Source organism: Humibacillus sp. DSM 29435 (assembly GCF_001758225.1).
GTDB lineage: Bacteria > Actinomycetota > Actinomycetes > Actinomycetales > Dermatophilaceae > DSM-29435.
The window spans coordinates 337265-360108 of the sequence record NZ_MAST01000001.1; the positions used below are offsets into that span (position 1 = coordinate 337265).

The window sequence follows — 22844 nt, forward strand, 5'->3', positions numbered from 1 at the left end:
CACATGATGAATAACTTCGAGGGTCCGGCGATCTCGATCAACGGTTTGCAGGTCTCACGGGGTGGGCGGTCGGTCATCCCCGACCTCTCGCTGACGGTGGCATCGGGTCAGGTCGTGGGGCTGCTCGGCCCCTCAGGTTCCGGCAAGTCGACCCTGATCCGTTCGATCGTGGGCGTGCAGATGATCAGTGCCGGCACCATCACCGTGCTCGGTCACCCGGCCGGATCGCCGGCCCTGCGGTCTGAGGTCGGCTACGTCACCCAGAGCCCCAGCGTCTACGGCGACCTCACCGTGCGCGAGAACATCGCCTACTTCGCCCGGGCCGTCGGACTGCGCGGGGCCACGCTGGCGGATGCCGTCGAGCGCACCCTCGCGGAGGTAGACCTCACCTCGCAGGCCGCGCAGCTGGTCGGGAGCCTCTCGGGTGGTCAGGGATCGAGGGTCTCTCTCGCCGCGGCCCTCGTCGGCCGGCCCACGTTGCTGATGCTCGACGAGCCGACGGTCGGGCTCGACCCGGTGCTGCGCCGCGACCTCTGGAACCTGTTCGGGCACCTCGCGGCAGCGGGCCACTCGCTGGTGGTGTCGAGCCACGTCATGGACGAGGCCGCCCGGTGCGACCGGCTGGTGCTGCTGCGCGAGGGTGAGGTGCTGGCCGACGTGACGCCCGCCGAGCTGCTCGCGCAGACCGGCGCCGCCGACGCGGATGCCGCGTTCCTGACGCTCATCGACGCCGAGACCTCGACGTCACAGCGGGGCACGGCAGGGCACGACAGGCACGACGGGCACGGCGGGCACGAGGGGCGGGAGGCGTCGTGAACGCCGGACTGACCCTGGCCACCGCCGCTCGGGTGCTGCGCCAGGTGCGCAGCGACCCGCGCACCATCGCCCTGATCCTCATCGTGCCCTGCGTGCTGCTGGGCCTGCTCGCCTGGATCTACGAGAGCACCCCGGTCTTCGACGGCATCGGCCCGGCCCTGCTCGGCGTCTTCCCGATGATCGTCATGTTCATCGTCACCTCGGTCGCCACCCTGCGCGAGCGCCAGTCGGGCACTCTCGAGCGACTGCTCACCACCCCGATGGGCAAGGGCGACTTCATGATCGGGTACGCCGTCGCGTTCGGGGTGCTCGCCGTCGTACAGGCCCTGGTGGCAACGGGGTTCGCGGTGTGGGTGTGCGGTCTCGAAGTCGCCGGGCCGGTGTGGCTGCTGATCGTCGTGGCCGTGTTCAACGCCCTGCTCGGTACGGCTCTCGGCCTGCTCGCCAGCGGCTTCGCCCGCACCGAGTTCCAGGCCGTGCAGTTCATGCCGGCGTTCATCCTGCCGCAGTTTCTGCTGTGCGGGCTGCTTGTCGCCCGTGATGCCATGCCCGAGGTGCTGCGCTGGGTGTCCGACGTGCTGCCGCTCTCGTACGCCGTCGACGCCATGAAGCAGATCGCCGTCAGCGCCGACCCGTCGGCCGCGGTGGCGGGTGACCTCGGCATCGTCACCAGCTTCGTCGTGCTGTCGCTCGCCCTGGCCTCGCTGACCCTGAGCCGCCGCTCGCCCTGAGAGTTTCGTCGTCGAAGGCCGGGTTGATGGTCGAACGCCGGGCTGATGGTCGAACGAGCCGGCACACCACCGTGTTCGGCCCCGAACGACTCGTTCGCGGGGGAGGAGAGCGGGAGGGTGGGGGCGGCGGGGCGAGAATGACGGACAATGGGGGCATGACGATCCGGGTCGGGCTCTCGACCTCGTCGGTGTACCCCGACAACGCGGCGACCGCCTTCGCGACCGCAAGCAACCTCGGCTACGACACCGTCGAGGTGATGGTCTGGACCGATCCGGTCACCCAGGAGGCCGGGGCCCTGCGTGCGCTGGCCGACCACCATGGCGTGCCCATCGTGTCGGTGCATGCCCCCACCCTGCTGGTCACCCAGGGCGTCTGGGGCAGCGAGCCCTGGGAGAAGGTCGACCGGTCGATCGAGATGGCCCTCGAGGTGGGCGCGCAGACGGTGGTGCTGCATCCGCCGTTCCGGTGGCAGCGTGAGTATGCCGCTGGGTTCGTCGACGGCATCGCCCTTCGGGAGCACGACTCGGGGGTGAGACTCGCCGTCGAGAACATGTACCCGTGGCGCACCCCCGGGCGCGAGACCCTCGTGTACCTGCCGCACTGGGACCCGACGTCACAGCCGTACGACCACGTCACGCTCGACCTGTCGCACACGGCCACGGCCGGCTCCGACGCGCTCGCGATGGCCCGGGCGCTCGGTCCCCGGCTCACCCACCTGCACCTCACCGACGGTCTCGGGTCGTTCAAGGACGAGCACCTCGTGCCGGGCCGTGGGGGGCAGCCGTGCGCCGAGCTGCTGCAGCACCTCGCCGACATCGCCTGGCCGGGCGAGGTCGTCGTCGAGGTGAGCACCCGCAAGGCCGGCCCCGACCAGCGCGAGGTCGACCTGGCCGAGGCCCTGGCCTTCGCCCGGTTGGGGCTGGTGCCGACCAGGGGGGCCAGCCGTATCTGAGACCCGCTCGGGCACGACTCGGCTAGCGTCGACCCCAGCGATGCCCGTGGCCGATCGAAGGATGTGAACGTGGACGACAGCGACAAGCGGTGGCCGAGCAGCGTGTACGACCAGGGCGAAGAACCTGACCCGCGGTTCTCGCTCGCCAACGAGCGCACCTTTCTGGCCTGGGTGCGCACGACCCTGGCCCTGCTTGCGGCGGCAGCGGCCATGGACGCCCTCGACCTGCCGATGCCCGACCGGCTGCAGCGCGCCGTCGCCGTGCTGCTGGCCGTGGTCGCGCTCTTCACCGGGGTGCAGGCCTGGCTCGGCTGGGCCCGCACCGAGCGGGCCATGCGCACCGGTCAACCGCTTCCGAGCAACCGGGCCAGTCTGCCCATCGCGATCGCCGTGTCGGTCGTGGCGCTCGCGTTGGCTCTCGCCTCCCTGCTGCGGGTCTGAGTGACCGGCGACGACACCGGTGCCGGCCCCCCACGAGGCATGGCGCCCGAACGCACCGCCCTGGCCTGGTCGCGCACCGGGCTGGCGCTGCTCGGCGCCGGGCTGCTCGTCGGACGGCTGGCGCTGGGCTCGCTGGGCCTCGCGGTGGTGGTGCCGCTGGCCCTGGCCCTGGCCCTCACCGGCTGGGTGCTGGTCAACTCGCTGCGCCGCGGGCGGTGGTCGCGTCCGGTGACGAACGAGGGGCTGCCGGCATCCGTCATCCACGACGGACGGCTCCCCGCGGTGGTGTCGGTCGTCATCACGCTGCTCTGCCTGTGTGAGCTGGCCTCGGTGCTGGCCGGCTGGATCTAGCGCTGCCGCCCCGAGATACGTTGGTGGTCCCACCAGAAAGGCGCCGCATGATCGAGATCCTCACTGCCAACCAGCTGCCCCGAGCCAGGGCGGCCGGCGCCCTGGTCGCTGACATCCTGCAGACGCTGAAGAGCCGCAGCACCGTGGGCACCAACCTGCTCGACATCGACGGGTGGGCCCGGGGCATGATCGACGCGGCCGGAGCCGTGTCGTGCTACGTCGACTACGAGCCGTCCTTCGGGCGCGGGCCGTTCGGCCACTACATCTGCACGTCGGTCAACGACGCCGTGCTGCACGGGCTGCCTCACGACTACCCGCTGGCCGACGGTGATCTGCTCTCGCTCGACCTGGCCGTCTCGCAGGGCGGTGTCGTCGCCGACTCCGCCATCAGCTTCATCGTGGGTCGGTCGAATCCGGCGGAGAGCGTCGCGATGATCAGCGCGACCGAACGCGCACTGTCAGCAGGGATAGCGGCTGCCGGCCCCGGCGCCCGCATCGGCGACATCTCGCATGCCATCGGGGTGGCCCTGCGCGAAGCGGGGTATCCGGTCAACACCGAGTTCGGCGGCCACGGGCTCGGCTCGACGATGCACCAGGACCCGCACATCCCGAACACCGGGCGCCCCGGCCGCGGCTACCGACTGCGCCCGGGCCTGTTGCTGGCGCTGGAGCCCTGGGTCATGGCCGACACCGCCGAGCTCGTCACCGACCCCGACGGGTGGACGCTGCGAAGCGCCACCGGGTGCCGAACAGCGCACAGCGAGCACACGATCGCCATCACGAGCGACGGTGCCGAGATCCTCACCCTGCCGAGATAGTCACCACCGAGGGGTCGGAGACAGGGGCTACGCCGACGCGCTCAGGGCTGACGCTCGCGCCAGCCTCGCGGGCGAACCGACAGCATGTCGACGCTCGCGCCGGCGGGGGCGTGCATCGCGAACCTGGCGGCCTGCACGACCGACTCCACGTCGAGGTAGGCGTCGGCGTCGTAGTCAGCGCCCTCGAACTCCACGAGCTCGTGCTGCATGTCGGTGTCGACGCGGCCAGGATGCAGCGAGGTGACCCGCACGCCGTGGCTCCGTTCCTCCTCCCGCAACGCGTCGGTGAGAGCTCGCAGCGCGAACTTCGACGCGCAGTAGGCGCCCGACGACGCTCCCGAGACCAGGCCCGACCCGGAGTTGACCGCGAGCACCAGGCCGCGGGACCGGCGCAGGGCGGGCAGCAGCGCCCGGGTCACCATCGCGACGGCCACGACGTTCACCGTCATCGACTCGAGCCAGTCGGATGCCGGTGACTGCGCCACCGTGCCCGAACGCAGCACGCCGGCGGAGTGCACGAGCACGTCGACCCGGTCGAGTCTCTTCACGATTTCGTTGAGGGCCCGGTCGAGCGACCCGCCCGGGGAGCAGTCACCGAGGTCGGCGACCAGCCCGCTGCCGGACGGGAGCACCGACGCGACGCGGTCAACGGCATCCGCCGACCGGCCCCCGACGACGACGTGGTGGGTGGCTGCGAGGTCGCGAACGATCGCCAGGCCGATGCCGCGGGTGCCTCCGGTGACGACGGCGACGGGTCGGTCGGGTGCGGCCGTCACGCCGACTTCTTGGCGGTGGTCTTCTTGGCGGTGGTCTTCTTCGCAGCCGACTTCTTCGTCGTGCTCTTCTTCGCCGCAGCCTTCTTCGTCGTCTTAGCCCCGTCTCCGGATGCGCTCTCGGAGGCCGGCCCGGGGCCGGCGGAGTCGGCGCGAGAACCCTTGGCGGCCTTGGCCTTGTCGACGCTTCGCTGCAGAGCAGCGAGCAGGTCGATGACCTCCGTGTCGTCCGACTTCGCCTCTGGTGTCTCGGTGATCTCGCCGCCCTCGATCTTGGTCGCGACGAGCGCGGTGACGGCCTCGGAGTAGTCGTCCTCGAACTCGTCGGGCTCGTAGTCGCCCGACAGCGAGTCGACGAGGGAGCTGGCCATGGCCAGCTCTTTGGCGGTGGCGTGGGTGTCATCGTCCAACGACTCGAACTCGGGGGCGCGTACCTCGTCGGCCCACAGCAGGGTCTGCAGCACGATGACGTTCTCGCGCACCCGCAGCACGGCGAGGGTCATTCGGGTGCGCACCGCCACCGTGACGAGCGCCATCCGGTCGGCCTTCTCGAGGGCGTCACGCAGCAGGATGTAAGGCTTGAGGCCGGTCTTGTCGGGCTCGAGGTAGTAGCTCTTGTCGAACAGCAGCGGGTCGATCTGCTCCGACGGCACGAACTTCTCGATCGAGATCTCCTTCGACGACCGCGACGGCAGGCCTTTCATGTCCTCGTCGGTGAGCACGACCATCTGCCCGTCGGCGGCCTCGTAGCCCTTCGCGATGTCGGCGTAGGCCACCTCCTCACCGTCGATGGCACACACGCGTTGGTACTTGATGCGGCCGCCGTCCTTCTCGTGCACCTGCCGGAACTGCACATCGTGGTTCTCCGTCGCGGAGAACAGTCGGACCGGGACGTTGACGAGGCCGAACGAGACGGCGCCTTTCCAGATGGCTCGCATGGGAACAAGAATGCACCCATGCGCCCCATGCTCGCGACGTCGACGGACACCGTTCCGGTCGGTGACCGATGGGCGCACGAGGTGAAGTGGGACGGAATGCGGCTGCTGACCGATGTGTCCGCAGACGGGGTGAGGCTCTTCTCGCGCACCGAGCGCGACGTCACCGCGGCCTTTCCCGAGCTGCTCGGGCTGGCGGCGGAGTTCGCCGACATGCTGCTCGACGGGGAGGTCGTCTGCCTGCGCGACGGGGTGCCGTCGTTCTCGGCGCTGGCTGACCGGATCCACGTGACCGATGCCCGGCGGGCGGCCCGCCTGGCCGAGTCGAACCCGGTGACGCTGATGGCGTTCGACCTCATACGTCTCTACGGGGTCGACCTGACGGCTCGGTCGTGGGTCGACCGCCGCCGCACCCTCGAGCGGCTCGAGCTCAACTCGCCGCGGTGGCAGACACCACCCACCTTCACCGACGGCGCCGTGCTCTACGCAGCAACGAAGGAGCAGGGCCTCGAAGGTGTCGTCTCCAAGCGCGTCGACTCGGCCTACCTTCCCGGTCGGCGGTCGGCCTACTGGCTCAAGGCTCCCCACCGGGGCACGATCTCGGTCGTCATCGGTGGCTGGCGGCCGGAGTCGACGGGCGGGGTGAAGGGCCGCCTCGGGGCCGTGCTCGTGGGCGTGCCCGGGCCGGGCGGTCTGCGCTACCTCGGCCGGGTCGGCTCCGGGCTGGCGGGCAAGACGGGCAGTGCTCTCATGGGCGACCTCTCACCCCTTCAGACCAGCGAGTCCCCTTTCGGCACAGAGGTTCCGAGAGAGGATGCCGCTGGCGCGCAGTGGGTGCACCCTTTGTTGGTGGCCGACGTTCAGTCGCTCGGTCTGAGCGGTCAGGGCCGGCTGCGCCAGCCCGCCTACAAGGGCCTGCGGGCCGACCTGACGCCGGCCGACCTCGACGACCTCGATGGCCCCAGTGACCAAGCGGGTGGTGCGTGATGGCGTACGAGGCAACGAAGGTGACCGTCGAGGTCGAAGGTCGCCGGATGCGGCTCAGCAGCCTCGACAAGGTGATGTACCCACGCACCAACACGACCAAGGCCGAGGTGCTCGACTACTACGCGCGCATCTCACCGGTGCTGCTACCGCACCTGGCCGGGCGCCCGGTCACCCGCGTGCGCTTTCCGCACGGCGTCGGTGACACGCAGTTCTTCGAGAAGAACATCCCGGCCGGAACCCCGCCCTGGCTGAGGCGTGCGGGCAATGACCCGGTGTTTCCGTTCATCGACGACCTGGCCGGCCTCACCTTCTTCGCCAACCTGAACTCGATCGAGCTGCACGTGCCCCAGTGGCGGTGGGAAGGCGAAGGCAGAGCGGCCGAGCCACGCCGGCCCGACCGCCTCGTGATCGACCTCGACCCCGGCCCCGGTGTCGGACTGCCCGAGTGTGCAGACGTGGCCGTGCTGGTCCGAGAGCGCTTGACCCAGATCGGTCTCGACACCGTGCCCGTGACGAGTGGCAGCAAGGGCCTCCAGCTCTATGCCGTGCTGCCGGGGGTGCATTCCAGTGACCAGATCCGCGACACGGTCGCTCAGCTGGCTCAGGAGCTGAGCAAGAGCCACCCCGACCGGGTGGTGTGGAAGATGGCCAAGGACCTGCGGCCCGGAAAGATCTTTCTCGACTGGAGCCAGAACGTCGCGGCCAAGACGACGATCTGCCCGTACTCGCTCAGGGGCCGCGACGCCCCCACGGTGGCCGCCCCCCGCACCTGGGCAGAGATCGAGGGCGGGGTGGGCGGCGGCGAGCTGCACCAGCTTCGCATGGACGAGGTGCTCGCCCGCGTCGAGGAGCAGGGAGATCTGGCCGCCGCCCTGACGCAGTGACGGCGAAGCCCGACACCACAGGGCGTCGGGCTTCGGCGTGGATCAGCTGACTGCTGTTGCCCTCGGCCGGCCGAGCGAGTTCGAGGGGTAACGCGCTCGGCCACCATGGAGCCCAGTCGGCTTCTCGGTCAGAACCTGGTCCAAAATCCGAGTCAGCATCTGAAACAGATGCCGGGTCAGGTTTCTGATCAGATTTTCGAGCGGATTCTCAGTGGGCCTTGTCGTAGGCCGACTGAACCTCTGCCGAGATGCGGCCACGGTCAGAGACCGCATGGCCGTTGGCCCGGGCCCATTCGCGCACAGCACTGAGGTCGGTGCGCTTCGGGGAGCCGGCGCGCTTGCGGCCCACGCCCCGGGTGGCGCCACTGCGGCGCGCATGACCGGTCCACCCCGCGATATCGTCGCGAAGCTTCTTGGCATTCTTGTCGGACAGGTCGATCTCGTAGGTGACGCCGTCGAGAGCGAAGGTCACCGTTTCAGCGGCATTACCGCCGTCGAGATCGTCGATGAGTACAACTTCGACACGCTGAGCCATGGTTCTCCATCGTGATGATTGCGCCCTTTCGGGCTGAGGGGAGCGACGAAACTAACACCTCGTCGCGACCGACAATTTACACGAGAAGACGATGATTCCCGCATTCTATGTTCGTTAATGCGGGTGTTGGCCCGATGATTCAGGCCAAACCGTCACGAACGTTTTCGCGATTCTTCCTCAGCGTCCTGCTGGGCTTCCCATTTCGCCTGCGCCATGCGCTCGCGCCGGTCACCCTCAAGAATGTTCTTGATGACGTAGTAGAACAACGTGCCGACGCCGATGGTCGGCACCAGTGCCAGCACGTAGGGAATCACGGCGTCCATGTCTCCATGGTCGCACGGGCCCAGCTCACCTGCGTTCGTCGGTGGCCCCACCCGGGGCCGCCACAGTGGCGCCGGTGGGTTCGACGCTGGGTTCGACGCTGGGTTCGACGCTGGGTTCGACGCTGGGTTCGCCGTTGGACATCAGCGTCGCGGTGGCTCGATCGTCTCCATGCTGCTTGGCCCGGTGACGTGCGGCGTAGGGAAGGCCGAGCGGCCACCAGATGCGGTCACCGAGGTCGTAGGAGACCGCGGGAACGAGCAGGCTGCGCACGACCAGGGTGTCGAGCAGCACTCCGAAGGCCACGATGAAGGCGATCTGCACGAGGAAGAGGATCGGCAGCACCGCCAGGGCCGAGAACGTCGACGCGAGCACGACGCCGGCACTGGTGATCACCCCGCCGGTGACGGCGAGACCGACGAGCACGCCGGGCCGGGTGCCGCGCACCCGTGACTCCTCTCGGACACGCGTCATCAGGAAGATCGAGTAGTCGATGCCGAGAGCCACGAGGAAGACGAAGCCGTAGAGCGGGGTCGAGGGGTCAGATCCCGGAAAGTCGAAGATGTGGTTGAACGCGATCGCGGCCACGCCCATCGTGGCCGCGAAGGAGAGCACGTTGGCGGCCACGAGCAGCAACGGGGCGACGATCGAGCGCAGCAGCAGCACCAGCACCACGAAGATGACCGCGAGGATGGTCGGGATGATCACCTTGAGGTCACGTTCACTGGCCAGCCGCACGTCGAGGTTGGTCGCGGTGCTGCCGCCCACCAGCACCTCGGGGCCGACAGCGTCGAGCGAGGTGCGCAGGGACGAGATCGTCTGCTCGGCCTCGAGGCTGTCTGCGGAGGCCTTCAGGGTGGCCTGAACCACGACGTTGCCGTCGACGACCTTGGGGGGCTGGCCGGGCGTGAGCCCGACCTGGGGCTCGCTCAGGCCGCCGCCCCTCTTCAGCACGTCGAGCACGGCATCCGCCTTGCCCTGCGGCGCGAGCACCTGCACCGGCGCACCCGAGCCGGCCGGGAAGTGCTTGGCGAGCAGCTCCTGCCCGGTGACGGAGTCGACCTTGGCCAGGAACAGGTCTGACTGACCGACGCCCCGCGCCTGGAGGGTGGGCAGGAAGGCGGCACAGGCAGCGAGGGCGACGAAGGTCGCCACCCAGGTGCGCCGCGGGTGCGAGCCGATCAGGCCCGCCACCCGACCCCAGATTCCGCTCCTGCCGATGGCGTCTTCACGGTGCACGTGGTCGATGCGGGGAATCTGCGGCCAGAAGATGCGCCTCCCGATGAGCAGCAGCACGGCGGGAAGGAAGGTGAGGGCCGCGACGAGTGCGCCGATGATGCCCAGGGCGCCGACCGGGCCGAGGCCTTTGGTGCTGCCGAGCTCGGAGAGGCGCAGGCACAACAGTCCGAGCACGACGGTGGCGGCGCTGGCCCCGATGGGTGGGGCGGCGGCCCGCCACGCGACCTTCATCGCCGACCAGGTCGAGTCGTGGTCGTGCAGCTCCTCCTTGTAGCGGGCGACGAGCAGCAACGCGTAGTCGGTCGCGGCGCCGACGACGAGAATCGACAGGATGCCCTGGCTCTGACCGCTCAGGCTGATCGCGCCGTTCTGGGCCAACGGGAAGACCACCAGGGCGGCGAGCGACAGGCCGAACACGGCCGAGACGAGCACGGCCAGGGGCAGGATGGGGCTGCGGTAGACGATGAGCAGGATGAGGAACACGACGCCGAGGGCGACGAGCAGCAGGATGCCGTCGATGCCGCTGAAGGCGGTGACGAAGTCGGCGAAGAATCCGCCGGCGCCGGTGACGTGCACCGTCAGCCCGCTCGGGGCCAGGCTCTTCGCCGCAGAGTCGCGCAGCGCCGTGGCTACCGCGTAGAGCGCCGTGTCGCCTCCGATGACATCCTCGGCGCGGTCGGCGACCAGGGCGACGGGAATGAGCACGGCCTGACCGTCGGCACTCGGAACGGCTGCCTCGGGGTCGTTCTGCAGCAGGTCACCGACCGTCTTCGTGGGGTCGGCCAGGGGGAGCGACGGGATGCCGCTGACGTAGCTCGCGATGGCCGTCCGGTCCTGCGGCGTCAGACCGCTGGCTCGGGCGACCACCACGAGATAGGGCAGTGTCTGGGTGTCAGTCATCTTCTCGACGGCCTTGCTCACCGTCGTCGACTCGGCCGAGGGCGGCAGGAAGTTCGCGTTGTCGTTGCTCGCCACCTCTGAGAGGCGGCCAACGAGCGGACCGCCAATACCGCCGATGGCGAACCAGGCGAGCACGGCGAGGGCGGCGATCCACCGCACCCTGGTCGAGGGCTTTGTCATGCACGACATCATCTGCCCGACGAGGCGATGGCGACAGGGGCTCGACCCGGTGCTGCCGCGCCTGTCGGGTACCGCTGCTGTCGGTGCCGGCCTCTACGGTGGCGCCATGGCCTCTCGCACGACATCACGCCGCGCCTCCCCGTTCCGCTGCACCGAGTGCGGGTGGACCACCGCCAAGTGGGTGGGCCGGTGCGGCGAGTGCCAGGCCTGGGGGAGCGTGTCAGAGCCGGGCGGGGCCGGGTCGGCACGCACCGTCGCGTCCAGCGTCACCACGCCGGCCCAGCGCATCGACGAGGTCGACATCAGCCAGGCGTCGGCTCGGCCGACCGGGGTCGACGAGTTCGACCGGGTGCTGGGCGGGGGCCTCATCGCGGGCGGCGTCGTGCTCGTGGCGGGCGAGCCAGGCATCGGCAAGTCGACCCTGTTGCTCGACGTGGCGGCTCGAACGGCCCGGCAGGGGGCCAGCGTGCTCTACGTCAGCGGCGAGGAGTCGGCTGCCCAGGTGCGCACCCGGGCCGAACGCATCGGCGCCATGGCCAGCAGCCTCTACCTGGTCGCCGAGACCGACCTCGGGATCGTGCTCGGCCAGATCGAGGCGCTGAGCCCGCAGCTCGTCATCATCGACTCGGTGCAGACGATCGCGAGCGCTCAGGTCGAAGGTCAGGCCGGCAACGTGTCACAGGTGCGCGAGGTGACGGCGAGCATCATTGCGGCCGCGAAGGCGGCCGGCATCGCCGTGCTGCTCGTCGGGCACGTGACCAAAGACGGCTCGATCGCCGGCCCGCGCGTGCTCGAGCACCTTGTCGACGTCGTCGTCGCGTTCGAGGGCGACCGCCACTCTCGTCTGCGGCTGGTGCGCGCCGTCAAGAACCGGTTCGGCCCGACCGACGAGGTGGGCTGCTTCGACCTGTCCGAGGCGGGCATCGTGGGCCTGCCCGACCCCAGCGGCCTGTTCCTGTCGCATCGCGACCACGCCGTCGCGGGCACCTGCGTCACAGTGACCCTCGAGGGCCGTCGTCCGCTCGTCGCCGAGGTGCAGGCGCTCGTGGCCCCCTCCACCCTGCCCTCGCCGCGGCGCACGTCGAGCGGGCTCGACAGCTCGCGCCTGGCCATGATCATCGCGGTGCTCGACAAGCGCGCCGGGGCTCCGGTGGGCAACCGCGACATCTTCGCGGCGACCGTCGGTGGGGTGCGCATCACCGAGCCGGCGGCCGACCTCGCCATCGTCTGTGCCGTGGCCTCCTCCGTTGTCGACCAACCGCTGGCTACCGACGTCGTGGCCTTCGGGGAGGTGGGGCTCGCCGGTGAGGTCCGCCGGGTCAGCGGGCTTCAGCGGCGCCTGGCCGAGGCGGCCCGCCTCGGCTTCCGGCACGCCCTGGTGCCCCACGGCTCGAGCGGCGAGCTCACGGTGCCACCCGGCATCTCGGTGGTCGAGGTGGCTGACGTTCCGCGGGCGATCGAGGCCATGGGTCGGCTCGCCGGTGCGCGGTCGCCCGAGGCAGTCGCACTGCGCAGCGTCTAGACTGCGCCGTGGTCGGGGTGATGTGCCCAGGCATCGCTCAGCATCCCTCGAGGCAGGCTGTCATGGATCAGAACGACGTGCTGCTGCGCGCCGCCCTCGGCGCCATCGCACCCGGCACCGACCTGCGCGACAGCCTCGAACGCATCCTCCGCGGACGTACCGGCGCGCTCATCGTGCTCGGCTACGACAAGGTGGTCGAGTCGATCTGCACCGGCGGCTTCACCCTCGACATGGAGTTCTCGGCCACCCGGGTGCGTGAGCTGTGCAAGATGGACGGCGCGGTCGTGCTCGACTCCGACGCCACCCGCATCCTACGTGCGGCCACCCAGCTCGTGCCCGACTCGAGCATCGAGACCACCGAGTCCGGCACCCGCCACCGCACCGCCGAGCGGGTCGCCAAGCAGACCGGCTTCCCGGTGATCTCGGTGAGCCAGTCGATGGGGGTCGTCGCGCTCTACGTCGGCAGCAAGCGGCACGTCATCGAGGGTTCGCCGACGACGCTCTCGCGTGCCGACCAGGCCCTGCAGACCCTCGAGCGCTACAAGTCGAGGCTCGATGAGGTGACCGGCACCCTGTCGGCCCTTGAGATCGAAGACCTGGTCACGGTGCGCGACGTGACCGCCGTGCTGCAGCGCCTCGAGATGGTGCGTCGCATCTCGGCCGAGATCCAGGACTACGTCGTCGAGCTCGGCACCGACGGTCGACTGCTCAGCCTGCAGCTCGAAGAGCTCATCGGCGGTCTCGGCAACGACCGTGAGCTCGTCATTCGTGACTACCTGCCGGCGACCAAGTCCGAGCTGACCGTCGACGAAGCCCTCAAGGGGCTTCAGTCGCTCAACGCGGTCGACCTGCTCGACCTCGCCTCCGGGGCCCGAGGGGTCGGTTTCTCGATCATCGGCGACAGCCTCGATGCGCCGGTCAGCCCGCTCGGCTACCGGCTGCTGACCAAGGTGCCCCGGTTGCCCCCGGCCATCGTCGAACGGCTCGTGCTGCACTTCGAGTCGTTGCAGCGCCTGCTCGCGGCCGGCATCGAAGACCTCATGCTGGTCGAGGGAGTCGGTGAGGGCCGCGCCCGCGCGGTGCGTGAGGGCCTGTCGCGACTGGCCGAGTCGAGCATCCTTGAGCGCTACGTCTGAGCTGGCACGGCTTCACCGGCGGGTGAACGACTGGTACGCGGATGCCGGCCGCGACCTGCCGTGGCGACGCCCCGAGGCCACCCCGTGGGGGGTCTTCCTCTCCGAGGTGATGGCCCAGCAGACCCCGCTCTCCAGGGTCGAGCCGGCCTGGCGTGAGTGGATGCAGCGGTGGCCGACGCCGGCCGCCCTGGCCGCGGCGGCTCCCGGTGAGGCCGTACGCGCCTGGGGCCGACTGGGCTACCCCCGGAGGGCCCTGCGGCTGCACGAGGCGGCCACGGTGATGGTCGAGCGACACCAGGGCGAGGTGCCGAGCAGCCACGCCGACCTGCTCGCTCTGCCCGGGGTCGGCGCCTACACCGCGGCGGCCGTCGCGTGCTTCGCGTTCGCCGAGCCGGAGGTGGTCGTCGACACGAACGTGCGGCGGGTGCTGGCCCGGGCGGTGACGGGCAACGCCTTGCCCCACCTGACTCTCACGCGCGCCGAGAGCGACCTCGCGCGCGAGTGCCTGCCCCACGACCGTGACGCGGCGAACACGTGGAACGTGGCCGTGATGGAGCTCGGCGCGCTGGTGTGCGTGGCTCGCGGCCCGCGCTGCGAGCAGTGCCCGATCGCCGACCTGTGCGCCTGGAACGTGGCCGGGCGGCCGGCCTACGACGGGCCGGCCCGAAAGGGCCAGTCGTGGCACGGAACCGACCGGCAGGTGCGCGGCGAGCTGTTGCAGCGGCTGCGCTCGGCGCCCGGGCCGGTCGGCCTCACGGCGCTGGAAGACGCCGGCCCCGAAGAGGCCCAGGTGCTGCGCTGCCTCGACTCGCTCGTCGCCGACGGCCTGGTCGAACCCCTGTCGCGTCAGCGGTTCCGTCTGCCCGCCTGACCCTCAGACATCCTCAGCGACGTAGAGCTCGAGGTGGTTGCAGGCCACGCACCGCATCGCTGCGATGCTCCGTCGAGGTTTGCCCAGCCGAACGGCACCGCCGAAGATGCCGCGCTCCAACGCCCCGGGGATCCACCTCAGGTAGCCCGACGAACCCTGGCCGGTGTCTTCCGCGAACCCGTCCTCGAACTCGATGCCTCCGCACTGGGAGCAGTTCGTCTCAATCTGCGTCATGGTCAGACGTTACCGAGCACGCGGTCGACGTGGATGGCGAGCACGACCCGTTCCGGGTTCTCCCGCGGCACGCGGTAGCGGGCTGCGTACCGCTGCTCCGCGTCTCGCACGGAGGCCGGGTCGGTCAGCACGGTGGCCGTCCCTTCGAGCGAGAGCCAGTAGCGGCCGTCGACCTGGCAGAGCACTGCCCGGCATCCGGCGGCGGCGTTGCGTGCCTTGAGGCTCGTGCCGCTCGTGATCACCCGGGCCAGACTCGACTCGGCCTCCCAGGTGAACCCCACCGGCACCACGTGTGGCGTGCCGTCGGGGCGCAGGGTCGTCAGGGTCGCGAGGTGGCGCACGGTGAGGAACTCGAGGGCGGCCGCGGAGAGGTTGCCCGGAGGGGTCGCCACCGGTCAGACGACCAGACTGAGCAGCATCACGAGTGCGAACCCGAACACCGAGATGACGGTCTCCATCACCGACCACGACTTGATCGTCTCGCCGACGGTGAGGCCGAAGTACTCCTTGACGAGCCAGAACCCGGCGTCGTTGACGTGGCTGAAGAACAGCGACCCACAGCCGATGGCGAGCACGAGCAGCGCGAGGTGGCTCGCGCTCAGGGAGGTGCCGAGCGGGCCGACGATGCCGGCCGCGGTGATGGTCGCCACCGTCGCGGAGCCGGTACCGAGCCGGATGAGTACCGCCACCAGCCAGCCGAGTACGAGCGCCGAGATGTTGACGCCGGTCGCCCAGTCCTTGATGACCTCACCGACACCGGCGTCGATGAGGGTCTGCTTGAACCCGCCCCCGGCGGCCACGATGAGCAGGATGCCGGCGATGGGGGGCAGCGCCGCTCCGTAGGTGTCGCTCACCTGGCTCTTGGTCATGCCGGAACCGAGACCGAGCGCGAAGTAGGCGAAGATGACGGCGATGAGCAGGGCCACGATCGGGGTGCCGAGCACGTCGACCACCTTGCGGATGCTGTTCTCCTTGTCGGTCACGGTCAGCTTGAGGATGGCGTCGATGAGCATGAGGAAGACCGGCAGGGTGATGGCGATGAGCGCGGTACGGAACGCCACCCGGCGACGGCCCGGCTGCCGGGACGGGTCGAGGTCGTCGAGGTCGGCGCCCCTGTTGCCCTTCGAGCGGCTGCCGGCGCCTTTGCCGTTCGAGCCGCGTGAACCGCTGGACGTGCCCGCGCCGCTCGCGCCACCGACGGCCACCAGCGAGTCGGCGCTCTTGGGCACCCACTGGTCGACGAACCGGGCCAGGATGGGGCCGGCCACGATGACGGTGGGGATGGCGATGATGATGCCGTAGAGCAGGGTCAGGCCGAGGTCGGCCTTGAGCAGGCCGATGGCCGTCAGCGGCCCCGGGTGCGGGGGGACGAGACCGTGCAGCACCGACAACCCGGCGAGGGCCGGGATGCCGACGAGCATCAGCGACACCCCGGTGCGCTTGGCGACCATGATGATGACCGGCACGAGCAGCACGACGCCGATCTCGAAGAAGAGCGGCAGGCCGAGGATGGCGGCGATCAGGGCCATCATCCAAGGCAACCCACCTCTGCCCACGCGCCCCACGAGGGTCGCGACGATGCGGTTCGCTCCGCCGGAGTCTTCGAGGATCTTGCCGATCATGGCCCCGAGGGCGATGAGGATGCCGACCGACCCCGTCGTCGAGCCGAAGCCGGCCACGAAGCTGTCGACGATCTGGATCGGCGGCATGAAGGCCACCGCCCCCAGCACCGCCGAGCCGAGCATCAGCGACAGGAACGGGTGCAGCTTGGCGATCGTGATGAGCAGGACGACCGCGAGGATGCCGATCAGGCAGGCGGCGAGCAGCTGCCCGCTGCCGGCGTAGGGCACCTTGGGTGGGTCGGCGAGCAGGGTGACGACCGGTGACGACGTGAGCGAGTTCATGCCTGGTGGTCCCTTCTGAGGTCGAGCGCACCGAGGGCCCGGTCGAGCACGGTGGCCGCCGTTCCCTCGTTCGAGATGGAGACGCCGGGCTCGTCGTTCTCGAGGGGCTCGAGGGTGGCGATCTGGCTGGTGAGCAGCGACGCCGGCATGTAGTGCCCGGGTCGGTGCTCCATGCGGTCGTGGATGATCTCGCTGGGAGCCTCGACGTGCAGGAAGCGAACGTGCGGGCGGTCGCGCCGAAGCAGGTCTCGATAGACCCGACGCAACGCCGAGCAGGTGACCACGGCCGACTCCCCGACGGACTCCTTTCCGCTGATCCATTCCCCGATGGACTCGAGCCAGGGCCAACGGTCGTCGTCGGTCAGCGGGTGACCGCTGCGCATCTTCTCCACGTTGGCGTCGGAATGGAACGCGTCTCCCTCGGCGAACTCCCACCCCATGACGGTCGAGATCCCTTTGGCGACGGTCGTCTTGCCGCTACCCGACACCCCCATCACGATCACGACGTCGATCGGGGGCGGTGATGGCGCTTCGTCGTTGATGCCCATGAACAGAACATAGCCCGTTGAAGGGCAGGCCAGAAGGTTGTAACGTGGCCGCTCGTGTCTGCCGTCTCACGAATCTGATGTGCACCTTCTGGATCCTCGTTCGCGCGGGTTTCCGCAGGCACTCGACCTACCGGCTGGCCCTGTTGGCCGGCATGGTGACGAACTCGGTGTTCGGCGTCATCCGCGCCTCGGTCGTGCTCGCTGCCCTGGCCTCGGCCGGTAAGAGCATCGCCGGCTACGACCCGGCGACCGCGGTCGCCTTCGTGTGGTGGGGTCAGGCCCTGCTCGGCACGGTCAACCTCTGGGGCTTCCAGGAGGTGAACGCCCGGGTGCGAACGGGCGACATCGCCGTCGACTTCCTACGGCCGGTCGATCCCCAGCTTGCCTACCTCGCAGGCGATCTCGGTCGCGCCGGCATCAACCTGGTCGCCCGCGGCCTGCCGACCCTCGCCACCGGCGCCCTGTTCTTCGACCTGGCCTGGCCGCCGGGTGTGCTCAGCTGGGCCAGCGGGTTCGTCTCGCTGCTGCTCGCCGTGGTCGTGGCCTTCGCCGGCAGCTTCGTCGTCAACCTGCTGGCGTTCTGGCTCGTCGAGGTGCGTGGCATCCGGATGCTCTACATGATCGTCGGTGGCCTGCTGTCGGGCCTCTACCTCCCGGTGCCGTGGTTTCCCGACTGGCTGCGCACCGTGGCGCAGTGGTCGCCCTTCCCGTCGATGCTGCAGAACCCGGTCGACATCCTCGCCGGGCGAGTCGCCGGTGGCGACATCACGGGCACCGTTGCGGTGCAGCTGTTCTGGGCAGTGGCGCTGCTCGGTCTGGGCCAGCTGGTGCTGAGCGCCGGCCGGCGACGCCTGGAGGTGCAGGGTGGGTGACCGGCTGGAACCCTACCGAGTGCTGCTCGCCTCACGCATGCGTGCGCAGATGCAGTACCGGGCCTCCTTCGTCACCGACATCCTCGGCACCGTGGGCGTCGGCGTGGCGGAGTTCGCCGAGGTGTGGGTCATCTTCCACAACGTCGACGTGCTGGGCGGTCTCGACTTCACGGCGGCCCTGCTGGTCTTCGCTCTCAGCAACATCGCCTTCTCGCTCGCAGACCTGTTCGTCGGCCACCTCGACACCCTGCCCACCTACATCCGGGCCGGCCAGGTCGACGCCTTCTACGTGCGGCCCCTGCCGCTGCTCGCCCAGCTGGTCACCAGCGACCTGTCGCTGCGACGCATCGGTCGCCTGTCGGTGGCCCTCCTCGCGCTCACGGTGGCGCTGGCGACGGCCGACATCGCCTGGACGCCCGCCGTGGTCGCCCTGCTGGTGCTGACGGTCGTGAGCGGCACCGCCATCTTCTCGGCCCTGTTCACCGCCGCTGGGGGGTTGCAGTTCTTCCTCGTCGACGGCGCCGAGTTCACGAACAGCTTCACCTACGGCGGCGCCTATTCTGCGCAGCAGAGCCAGCAGGTCTTTCCGGGCCCACTGCGCATCTTCTGGACCTTCGTGGTCCCCACGGCGTTCGTGGCCTACCTTCCTGCCGTCAGCATCCTCGAGCTGCCAGGTGACCGGCTGGCACCCTTGTGGTTGGCGTGGTGCACCCCGCTGGCCGCCGTGCTCTCCTGGACGGTCGCCGGTCTGTGCTGGCGTGCCGGCACCCGTCACTACCAAGGAGCAGGTGGATGAGCACCATCATCGAGACGCGCGAGCTGGTGCGTGAGTTCAAGAAGACCCGAGCGGTCGACCGCATGTCGTTCGTCGTCGAACCCGGTGAGTCCGTGGGCTACATCGGTGCCAACGGCGCCGGCAAGTCGACGACGATCAAGATGCTGACCGGCATCCTCAAGCCGACGTCGGGGCACGTACGCACCTGCGGGCTCGACCCCATGCGCCAGCGGATCGCGGTGGCCAGGCGGGTGGGCGTGGTGTTCGGTCAACGGTCGCAGCTGTGGTGGGACCTGCCGCTGGGGGAGTCGTTCACGATCCTGGCCGCCATCCATCGCCTCGACCCCGCAGCCGGTCGGGCCCGAACCCGGGAGCTCGTCGACCAGCTCGAGATGGGGCCACAGCTGGGCACGCCCGTGCGTTCGCTCTCGCTCGGCCAACGGATGCGGGCCGAGATCGCGGCCGCTCTGCTGCACACGCCCGACCTGCTGATCCTCGACGAGCCGACGATCGGGCTCGACGTGCTCTCGAAGCAGCGGCTGCGAGAGTTTCTGGTGGCCGAGCGGCGCGAGCGGGGGACCACCCTGCTGCTCACCACCCACGACATGGGCGACATCGAGCGGCTCTGTGACCGGGTGCTGGTCATCGACCGTGGTGCGTTGGCCTTCGACGGCACGCTCGCCGGTCTCGCCGCGACCGTGGGGGCGCAACGGCTGCTCGTCATCGACCTCGCCGTGCCCACGCCGCCCCTGACCGCCATCGCGGGGGCGACCCTCGTCTCGAACGAGTCGCAGGGGTTGCGCCAGAGCCTGGCCTTCGACCCGAAGAGCACCACGGCTGCGGCCGTGCTGGCGCGGGTGTCGGCCGTGGCGGAGGTGCGCGACCTGGCCATCGAGGAGCCCGACATCGAAGACGTCGTTCGCCGCCTCTACGCGGCCTCGAGGCCGTAGACCGAACCCGCCACCTCACCTCGCGCCCTGCCGTGTGCGTCTACCCGGGCCAGCACCCGGGTCAACGCACACAGCAGGTGGCCGGTCAGTATCGAGTCGTCAGGACGGTCAGCGCCGACTGGGCAGGGTGGCCATCGCCCGCCGGGCAGCGTGGGCGAGGGCCTGGCCGCGCCCCTTGAGGGGCACCGTCCACACGTCGTGGCCGGGCAGCCCCCGCTCGGTGAGCAGCGCGTTGGCCGCGAGCCATCCGGTGGTCGCGGCGCGCTCCATCAGGGCCACCGGGTGTTCACACCGGATGCCGTCGCCGGCGAGCACCACGCGGGCGTCGCTGGTCGTGACACCGGGCCGGTCGGCCCACGGGTCGGTGCCGGCCAGGGGGCAGTCGTCGGCGACGATCCACTCGTCGTGGACGACCGTCGCCCGGGCCAGCTCTGGATGCACGCGGTGCAGCTGGCTCAGCAGCTCGGCGCGCATGGCCGTCTCGTCGAAGTCTGCTGGCGCGGCGTAGGCGTGCAGCTCGACGACGGATCCGCCGGTGCGCGTCGCCCAGTCGCGGGCGCCGTCTTCCATCTGCTCGACGAACGACACGTTGTCGAGGGGCCCAAAGCGGCTCGTGCCGAGAAACGGTGGCGCACCCGGGGCCGGCTGCCGGTCGAGCCACAGCCGCCAGACGATGAAGGGAGGTGCGATGCGCAGGGCGGCCACGCGGGAACGCCACTGCTCGTCACCGAGCCAGGGCGCCCCGGCCACGAGCTGCTGCAAGGGCGCCCGGTCGGTGGCGAGCACCACGGCATCCGCCTCGATCGTTTGTTCGTCGTCGAGGGTGACGCGGATGCCGGCGTCGCTCTCGTCGAGCGCAGTGACCGAACGTGCGGTCAGGGTGGTGACCCCCAAGCTGAACAGGTAGCGACCGAGCGGGGCCCAGAGTGCCTCGTCGTACGCGGCGCGTGGTACGTCGAAGAGCAGGCCCTCGGCGGAACCGGTGAAGTAGGTGTGGAACATCGCCACGAGCTCACCGCCCGAGAACTCGCGCGGGTCGGCGAAGAAGCTGCGCGCGAACACCTCGAGGGCGAGGTGACGGGCCTCGTCGGGAAACTTCAGCCGGTCGAGCACGTCGGCGGCGCTCACCCCGTCGTACTCGCTGTAGGTCGCCGGAAAGGTGACGTCGAGCAGGCCCAACGCGGCCCCGATGTCGACGTGGCGCAGGGCCGACAACGGAAAGCTGGGGCTCTGGGCCACGAAGGCGGCGATGCTGAGGGGTGGGGTGCGCGGGATGCTCGCGAAGGAGTCGGTCGGGCCGTCGGCGAGGCGCAGGGGGTAGTCGTCGAGGGGCATCAGCCGCTCGAGGCCGGGGTCTCCGCGTCGCAGCAGGGCACGAAGGTTGTAGTACTGCCGGAAGAACGCGTGGAACCCTCGACTCATGGTGGCGGTCTCGGCCGCATCCTCACGAGCGTCCTGTTCGCAGAGGCCGATCGGCCAGGAACGCACTCGCCCGCCCAGGGTCTGCTGACGCTCCACGAGTGTGACCCGAACGCCTCGCTCGGCGAGGCCCACTGCGGCCGTCAGCCCCGCGATGCCGCCACCGACCACGACCACGCCCCGGGGGGTGAAGCCCTCCCCACCGGTGCGAGGGCGGGGGGCGAGGTGTCTGACGGCCCGGGGGTCGCGGCCCGGTACCCAGGTGGCCTGGTTCATGATCGCTTCGGCCTCTGTCCGTGGAAGGTGTGGATGATGCCGCGCTGCCAGCCGCCGATGGTGCTCGAGCGCACCTGTTCGAAGCCGGCGTCACGCAGCCGGGTGCGCAGTGCGGGAACGGAGTCCATGTCGATCACGCTGCGCCACAGGTAGCGGTACAGACGGGTGCGTCGCGAGGTGACCCAACCGAGCGGAACGACCACACCCCAGCAGACGGCGCTCCAGACCGCGGTGGCGGCGCGGTTGCCCGCCACCGAGTACTCGTGGACCACCAGGGTGCCGCCGGGCCGCAACAGGCCCAGCAGGGTGGTGAACAGGTCGTCGCGCTGCGAGACGTTGCGCACGAGGTAGGCCGCGAAGATGGCGTCGAGCTCGATGCCGCCCAGCTCCGGCAGGTCGGCCAGCTGTTCGGCCCGGCCCTGGGCGAAGCTCACGTTCGCCGGCCACGTCTTCGCTCGCGCCTCCCGGAGCATGCCGGCCGAACCGTCGACCCCGATCAGCCGGTAGTCGAGGCCGGCCACGTCGAGGGTCTGCACGAGGGCTCGGGTCGAGGCGCCGGAGCCGCAGCCGATGTCGACCACCGTGACCGGGTGCGTGCTGGGCGCCGCCATGCCTGCCGCCGCGTTGGCCGCCGCCGCGAGGGCGTCGACCAGCACCTGCGCAGAGGCTCGCAGGTGGGCGTGGTAGCCGGGGTTGAGCCCGACCATGAGGTCGTAGCGGTCGGCGACCTCATCGAACGCCTCAGGCACCTGGCTTCGGTTCACGGCCTCGGACGTCGTCATTCCTTGCTCCCTCTGTCGGTGGTGGCCGAGCCCGCGGCCGTGATCGTGGTGGTGCGCTGCTTTCGCTTGGCGCGCTCCCAGAGCACGATGGCGCTGGTGACCATGGAAAAGCCGAAGAGGTAGTCCTCGACCGGGATGTCCCAAGGGAAGCGGAGGCCGAGGTGGTGCTCCGCGTTGTAGATCACGATCGGCGCGCTCAGCTTCGTCAGCCAGCCGTCGACGAGGGCCTGGAAGAACGCGACGATGGCCATCGAGACCCAGAACTGCGCCTTCCGGAAGAGCCCCAGCCCGACGCGACGTTCGAGAACGACGGTGGCCACGACCGAGAGCACGGCCAGCACGGTGTACTCAGGCACGGGCCCGCCACCTCCGCGCCCAGGTGAACACGGTGCCGACGGCCTCGTACGTGAGCAACCCGCAGATCGGGATGACCACGAAGAAGACGAGCTCTTCGAGCGGCATCCGCAACGGCAGCTGGATGCCGGTGACGTAGCTGGGGTTGTAGCTCCAGTGCCCTCGCCAGATGCCGAGGATGTCCCACACCGCATAGACGATGACGACCGGGATCATGGCGGCCAGCAGCAGCTTCGGGCGCCGGTACACCTTTGCGGAGAACACGAACTCGAGGGGAAGGGTGATCAGTAGGCACCCCGCCATCAGGGCGAGGTACTGGTAGTGGTCGTCCATCGGC

27 protein-coding genes are annotated in these 22844 nt (G+C 69.9%); 14 read left to right on the forward strand and 13 right to left on the reverse strand.

Annotated features, from left to right (window positions below):
* Positions 1–3: 3 nt before the first annotated feature.
* From BA895_RS01580 to map, 6 genes are all read left to right on the forward strand, one after another.
* On the forward strand, positions 4–816 hold the full coding sequence (locus BA895_RS01580; protein ID WP_083282852.1) for an ABC transporter ATP-binding protein: 813 nt from the start codon (positions 4–6) through the stop codon (positions 814–816).
* Complete coding sequence (locus tag BA895_RS01585) at positions 813–1547, forward strand: ABC transporter permease (protein ID WP_070190091.1); 735 nt, start codon at positions 813–815, stop codon at positions 1545–1547. Before BA895_RS01580 ends, BA895_RS01585 begins: the two co-directional genes overlap by 4 nt.
* Positions 1548–1702: 155 nt before the next feature.
* Positions 1703–2500: a sugar phosphate isomerase/epimerase gene (locus BA895_RS01590; protein WP_070190092.1), complete on the forward strand. Its 798-nt coding sequence runs from the start codon at positions 1703–1705 to the stop codon at positions 2498–2500.
* A 69-nt stretch (positions 2501–2569) separates the two neighbouring features.
* Positions 2570–2941, forward strand: coding sequence for a YidH family protein (locus BA895_RS01595; protein ID WP_070190277.1), 372 nt, complete (start codon positions 2570–2572; stop codon positions 2939–2941).
* Between the two features lie 39 nt (positions 2942–2980).
* Positions 2981–3292, forward strand: coding sequence for a DUF202 domain-containing protein (locus BA895_RS01600; RefSeq protein ID WP_070190278.1), 312 nt, complete (start codon positions 2981–2983; stop codon positions 3290–3292).
* Between the two features lie 47 nt (positions 3293–3339).
* Positions 3340–4110 carry a type I methionyl aminopeptidase gene (gene map / locus BA895_RS01605; RefSeq protein ID WP_070190093.1) on the forward strand — a complete coding sequence of 257 codons (771 nt, stop codon included), beginning with the start codon at positions 3340–3342 and terminating at the stop codon, positions 4108–4110.
* Between the two features lie 41 nt (positions 4111–4151).
* Here map and BA895_RS01610 read toward each other — a convergent pair whose 3' ends face one another.
* Both BA895_RS01610 and BA895_RS01615 read right to left on the reverse strand, forming a co-directional pair.
* Positions 4152–4886 (reverse strand): SDR family oxidoreductase, encoded by a 735-nt coding sequence (locus BA895_RS01610; protein ID WP_070190094.1) that lies wholly within the window; start codon positions 4884–4886, stop codon positions 4152–4154.
* Positions 4883–5821 carry a Ku protein gene (locus tag BA895_RS01615; RefSeq protein WP_070190095.1) on the reverse strand — a complete coding sequence of 313 codons (939 nt, stop codon included), beginning with the start codon at positions 5819–5821 and terminating at the stop codon, positions 4883–4885. Before BA895_RS01615 ends, BA895_RS01610 begins: the two co-directional genes overlap by 4 nt.
* Before the next feature lie 18 nt (positions 5822–5839).
* Here BA895_RS01615 and ligD (BA895_RS01620) point away from each other — a divergent pair, with 18 nt between their 5' ends.
* Both ligD (BA895_RS01620) and ligD (BA895_RS01625) read left to right on the forward strand, forming a co-directional pair.
* Positions 5840–6805, forward strand: coding sequence for a non-homologous end-joining DNA ligase (ligD, locus tag BA895_RS01620; protein ID WP_070190096.1), 966 nt, complete (start codon positions 5840–5842; stop codon positions 6803–6805).
* A gap of 20 nt (positions 6806–6825) precedes the next feature.
* Entirely contained in the window at positions 6826–7689 is an 864-nt protein-coding gene (gene ligD / locus BA895_RS01625) for a non-homologous end-joining DNA ligase (protein WP_371327680.1), read from the forward strand.
* A gap of 208 nt (positions 7690–7897) precedes the next feature.
* Here ligD (BA895_RS01625) and BA895_RS01630 read toward each other — a convergent pair whose 3' ends face one another.
* From BA895_RS01630 to BA895_RS01635, 3 genes are all read right to left on the reverse strand, one after another.
* Positions 7898–8224, reverse strand: a complete 327-nt coding sequence (locus BA895_RS01630; RefSeq protein ID WP_070190098.1) for an Lsr2 family protein — start codon at positions 8222–8224, stop codon at positions 7898–7900.
* A 152-nt stretch (positions 8225–8376) separates the two neighbouring features.
* Positions 8377–8547 carry a hypothetical protein gene (locus BA895_RS23800; protein WP_175442220.1) on the reverse strand — a complete coding sequence of 57 codons (171 nt, stop codon included), beginning with the start codon at positions 8545–8547 and terminating at the stop codon, positions 8377–8379.
* 25 nt (positions 8548–8572) lie between these two features.
* Positions 8573–10864: an MMPL family transporter gene (locus BA895_RS01635; RefSeq protein WP_083282893.1), complete on the reverse strand. Its 2292-nt coding sequence runs from the start codon at positions 10862–10864 to the stop codon at positions 8573–8575.
* A 106-nt stretch (positions 10865–10970) separates the two neighbouring features.
* Between BA895_RS01635 and radA the strand changes: the two genes are divergently transcribed.
* From radA to BA895_RS01650, 3 genes are all read left to right on the forward strand, one after another.
* Positions 10971–12386, forward strand: coding sequence for a DNA repair protein RadA (gene radA / locus BA895_RS01640; RefSeq protein WP_070190279.1), 1416 nt, complete (start codon positions 10971–10973; stop codon positions 12384–12386).
* A gap of 62 nt (positions 12387–12448) precedes the next feature.
* A complete protein-coding gene (disA, locus tag BA895_RS01645; RefSeq protein ID WP_070190099.1) occupies positions 12449–13522 on the forward strand; it encodes a DNA integrity scanning diadenylate cyclase DisA in 1074 nt (357 codons plus the stop codon).
* Between the two features lie 22 nt (positions 13523–13544).
* A complete protein-coding gene (locus BA895_RS01650) occupies positions 13545–14393 on the forward strand; it encodes an A/G-specific adenine glycosylase (RefSeq protein WP_305778064.1) in 849 nt (282 codons plus the stop codon).
* A 3-nt stretch (positions 14394–14396) separates the two neighbouring features.
* Here the strand turns inward: BA895_RS01650 and BA895_RS01655 are convergent, their stop codons facing one another.
* The 4 genes from BA895_RS01655 to BA895_RS01670 are packed head-to-tail and all read right to left on the reverse strand — an operon-like array spanning position 14397 to position 17079.
* Positions 14397–14627 (reverse strand): hypothetical protein, encoded by a 231-nt coding sequence (locus BA895_RS01655; protein ID WP_070190101.1) that lies wholly within the window; start codon positions 14625–14627, stop codon positions 14397–14399.
* Positions 14628–14629: 2 nt separating this feature from the next.
* Positions 14630–15019 carry a PPOX class F420-dependent oxidoreductase gene (locus BA895_RS01660; RefSeq protein WP_070190102.1) on the reverse strand — a complete coding sequence of 130 codons (390 nt, stop codon included), beginning with the start codon at positions 15017–15019 and terminating at the stop codon, positions 14630–14632.
* Between the two features lie 3 nt (positions 15020–15022).
* Positions 15023–16531, reverse strand: coding sequence for a GntP family permease (locus BA895_RS01665; RefSeq protein ID WP_070190103.1), 1509 nt, complete (start codon positions 16529–16531; stop codon positions 15023–15025).
* Complete coding sequence (locus BA895_RS01670; protein WP_070190104.1) at positions 16528–17079, reverse strand: gluconokinase; 552 nt, start codon at positions 17077–17079, stop codon at positions 16528–16530. The genes BA895_RS01665 and BA895_RS01670 overlap by 4 nt, the downstream gene beginning before the upstream one ends.
* Positions 17080–17123: 44 nt before the next feature.
* On the opposite strand from BA895_RS01670, the gene BA895_RS01675 reads away from it, so the two are divergent.
* Genes BA895_RS01675 through BA895_RS01685 form a run of 3 tightly spaced genes read left to right on the forward strand, consistent with a single transcriptional unit; the run spans position 17124 to position 19676 of the window.
* Positions 17124–17951, forward strand: coding sequence for an ABC transporter permease (locus BA895_RS01675; RefSeq protein ID WP_371327681.1), 828 nt, complete (start codon positions 17124–17126; stop codon positions 17949–17951).
* Positions 17944–18747 carry an ABC transporter permease gene (locus BA895_RS01680; RefSeq protein WP_070190106.1) on the forward strand — a complete coding sequence of 268 codons (804 nt, stop codon included), beginning with the start codon at positions 17944–17946 and terminating at the stop codon, positions 18745–18747. The genes BA895_RS01675 and BA895_RS01680 overlap by 8 nt, the downstream gene beginning before the upstream one ends.
* Entirely contained in the window at positions 18744–19676 is a 933-nt protein-coding gene (locus tag BA895_RS01685; RefSeq protein ID WP_070190107.1) for an ATP-binding cassette domain-containing protein, read from the forward strand. The genes BA895_RS01680 and BA895_RS01685 overlap by 4 nt, the downstream gene beginning before the upstream one ends.
* Positions 19677–19784: 108 nt before the next feature.
* On the opposite strand, the gene BA895_RS01690 is transcribed toward BA895_RS01685, so the two are convergent.
* From BA895_RS01690 to BA895_RS01705, 4 genes are read right to left on the reverse strand one after another with little or no spacing between them, the layout of a single operon-like run.
* Positions 19785–21371 (reverse strand): NAD(P)/FAD-dependent oxidoreductase, encoded by a 1587-nt coding sequence (locus BA895_RS01690; protein ID WP_070190108.1) that lies wholly within the window; start codon positions 21369–21371, stop codon positions 19785–19787.
* On the reverse strand, positions 21368–22153 hold the full coding sequence (locus BA895_RS01695) for a class I SAM-dependent methyltransferase (RefSeq protein ID WP_070190109.1): 786 nt from the start codon (positions 22151–22153) through the stop codon (positions 21368–21370). Before BA895_RS01695 ends, BA895_RS01690 begins: the two co-directional genes overlap by 4 nt.
* Positions 22150–22509, reverse strand: coding sequence for a lycopene cyclase domain-containing protein (locus BA895_RS01700; protein WP_070190110.1), 360 nt, complete (start codon positions 22507–22509; stop codon positions 22150–22152). The genes BA895_RS01695 and BA895_RS01700 overlap by 4 nt, the downstream gene beginning before the upstream one ends.
* Positions 22502–22840: a lycopene cyclase domain-containing protein gene (locus BA895_RS01705; protein ID WP_070190111.1), complete on the reverse strand. Its 339-nt coding sequence runs from the start codon at positions 22838–22840 to the stop codon at positions 22502–22504. The genes BA895_RS01700 and BA895_RS01705 overlap by 8 nt, the downstream gene beginning before the upstream one ends.
* Positions 22841–22844 lie beyond the last annotated feature (4 nt).

Coding starts and splice junctions, on each gene's coding strand:
- BA895_RS01580 (WP_083282852.1), top strand. CDS start 4: ATGATGAATAACTTCGAGGGTCCGGCGATCTCGATCAACGGTTTGCAG.
- BA895_RS01590 (WP_070190092.1), top strand. CDS start 1,703: ATGACGATCCGGGTCGGGCTCTCGACCTCGTCGGTGTACCCCGACAAC.
- BA895_RS01600 (WP_070190278.1), top strand. CDS start 2,981: ATGGCGCCCGAACGCACCGCCCTGGCCTGGTCGCGCACCGGGCTGGCG.
- map (WP_070190093.1), top strand. CDS start 3,340: ATGATCGAGATCCTCACTGCCAACCAGCTGCCCCGAGCCAGGGCGGCC.
- BA895_RS01615 (WP_070190095.1), bottom strand. CDS start 5,821: ATGCGAGCCATCTGGAAAGGCGCCGTCTCGTTCGGCCTCGTCAACGTC.
- ligD (WP_070190096.1), top strand. CDS start 5,840: ATGCGCCCCATGCTCGCGACGTCGACGGACACCGTTCCGGTCGGTGAC.
- BA895_RS01630 (WP_070190098.1), bottom strand. CDS start 8,224: ATGGCTCAGCGTGTCGAAGTTGTACTCATCGACGATCTCGACGGCGGT.
- BA895_RS23800 (WP_175442220.1), bottom strand. CDS start 8,547: ATGGACGCCGTGATTCCCTACGTGCTGGCACTGGTGCCGACCATCGGC.
- BA895_RS01635 (WP_083282893.1), bottom strand. CDS start 10,864: ATGACAAAGCCCTCGACCAGGGTGCGGTGGATCGCCGCCCTCGCCGTG.
- radA (WP_070190279.1), top strand. CDS start 10,971: ATGGCCTCTCGCACGACATCACGCCGCGCCTCCCCGTTCCGCTGCACC.
- disA (WP_070190099.1), top strand. CDS start 12,449: ATGGATCAGAACGACGTGCTGCTGCGCGCCGCCCTCGGCGCCATCGCA.
- BA895_RS01655 (WP_070190101.1), bottom strand. CDS start 14,627: ATGACGCAGATTGAGACGAACTGCTCCCAGTGCGGAGGCATCGAGTTC.
- BA895_RS01665 (WP_070190103.1), bottom strand. CDS start 16,531: ATGAACTCGCTCACGTCGTCACCGGTCGTCACCCTGCTCGCCGACCCA.
- BA895_RS01670 (WP_070190104.1), bottom strand. CDS start 17,079: ATGGGCATCAACGACGAAGCGCCATCACCGCCCCCGATCGACGTCGTG.
- BA895_RS01685 (WP_070190107.1), top strand. CDS start 18,744: ATGAGCACCATCATCGAGACGCGCGAGCTGGTGCGTGAGTTCAAGAAG.
- BA895_RS01690 (WP_070190108.1), bottom strand. CDS start 21,371: ATGAACCAGGCCACCTGGGTACCGGGCCGCGACCCCCGGGCCGTCAGA.
- BA895_RS01695 (WP_070190109.1), bottom strand. CDS start 22,153: ATGACGACGTCCGAGGCCGTGAACCGAAGCCAGGTGCCTGAGGCGTTC.
- BA895_RS01705 (WP_070190111.1), bottom strand. CDS start 22,840: ATGGACGACCACTACCAGTACCTCGCCCTGATGGCGGGGTGCCTACTG.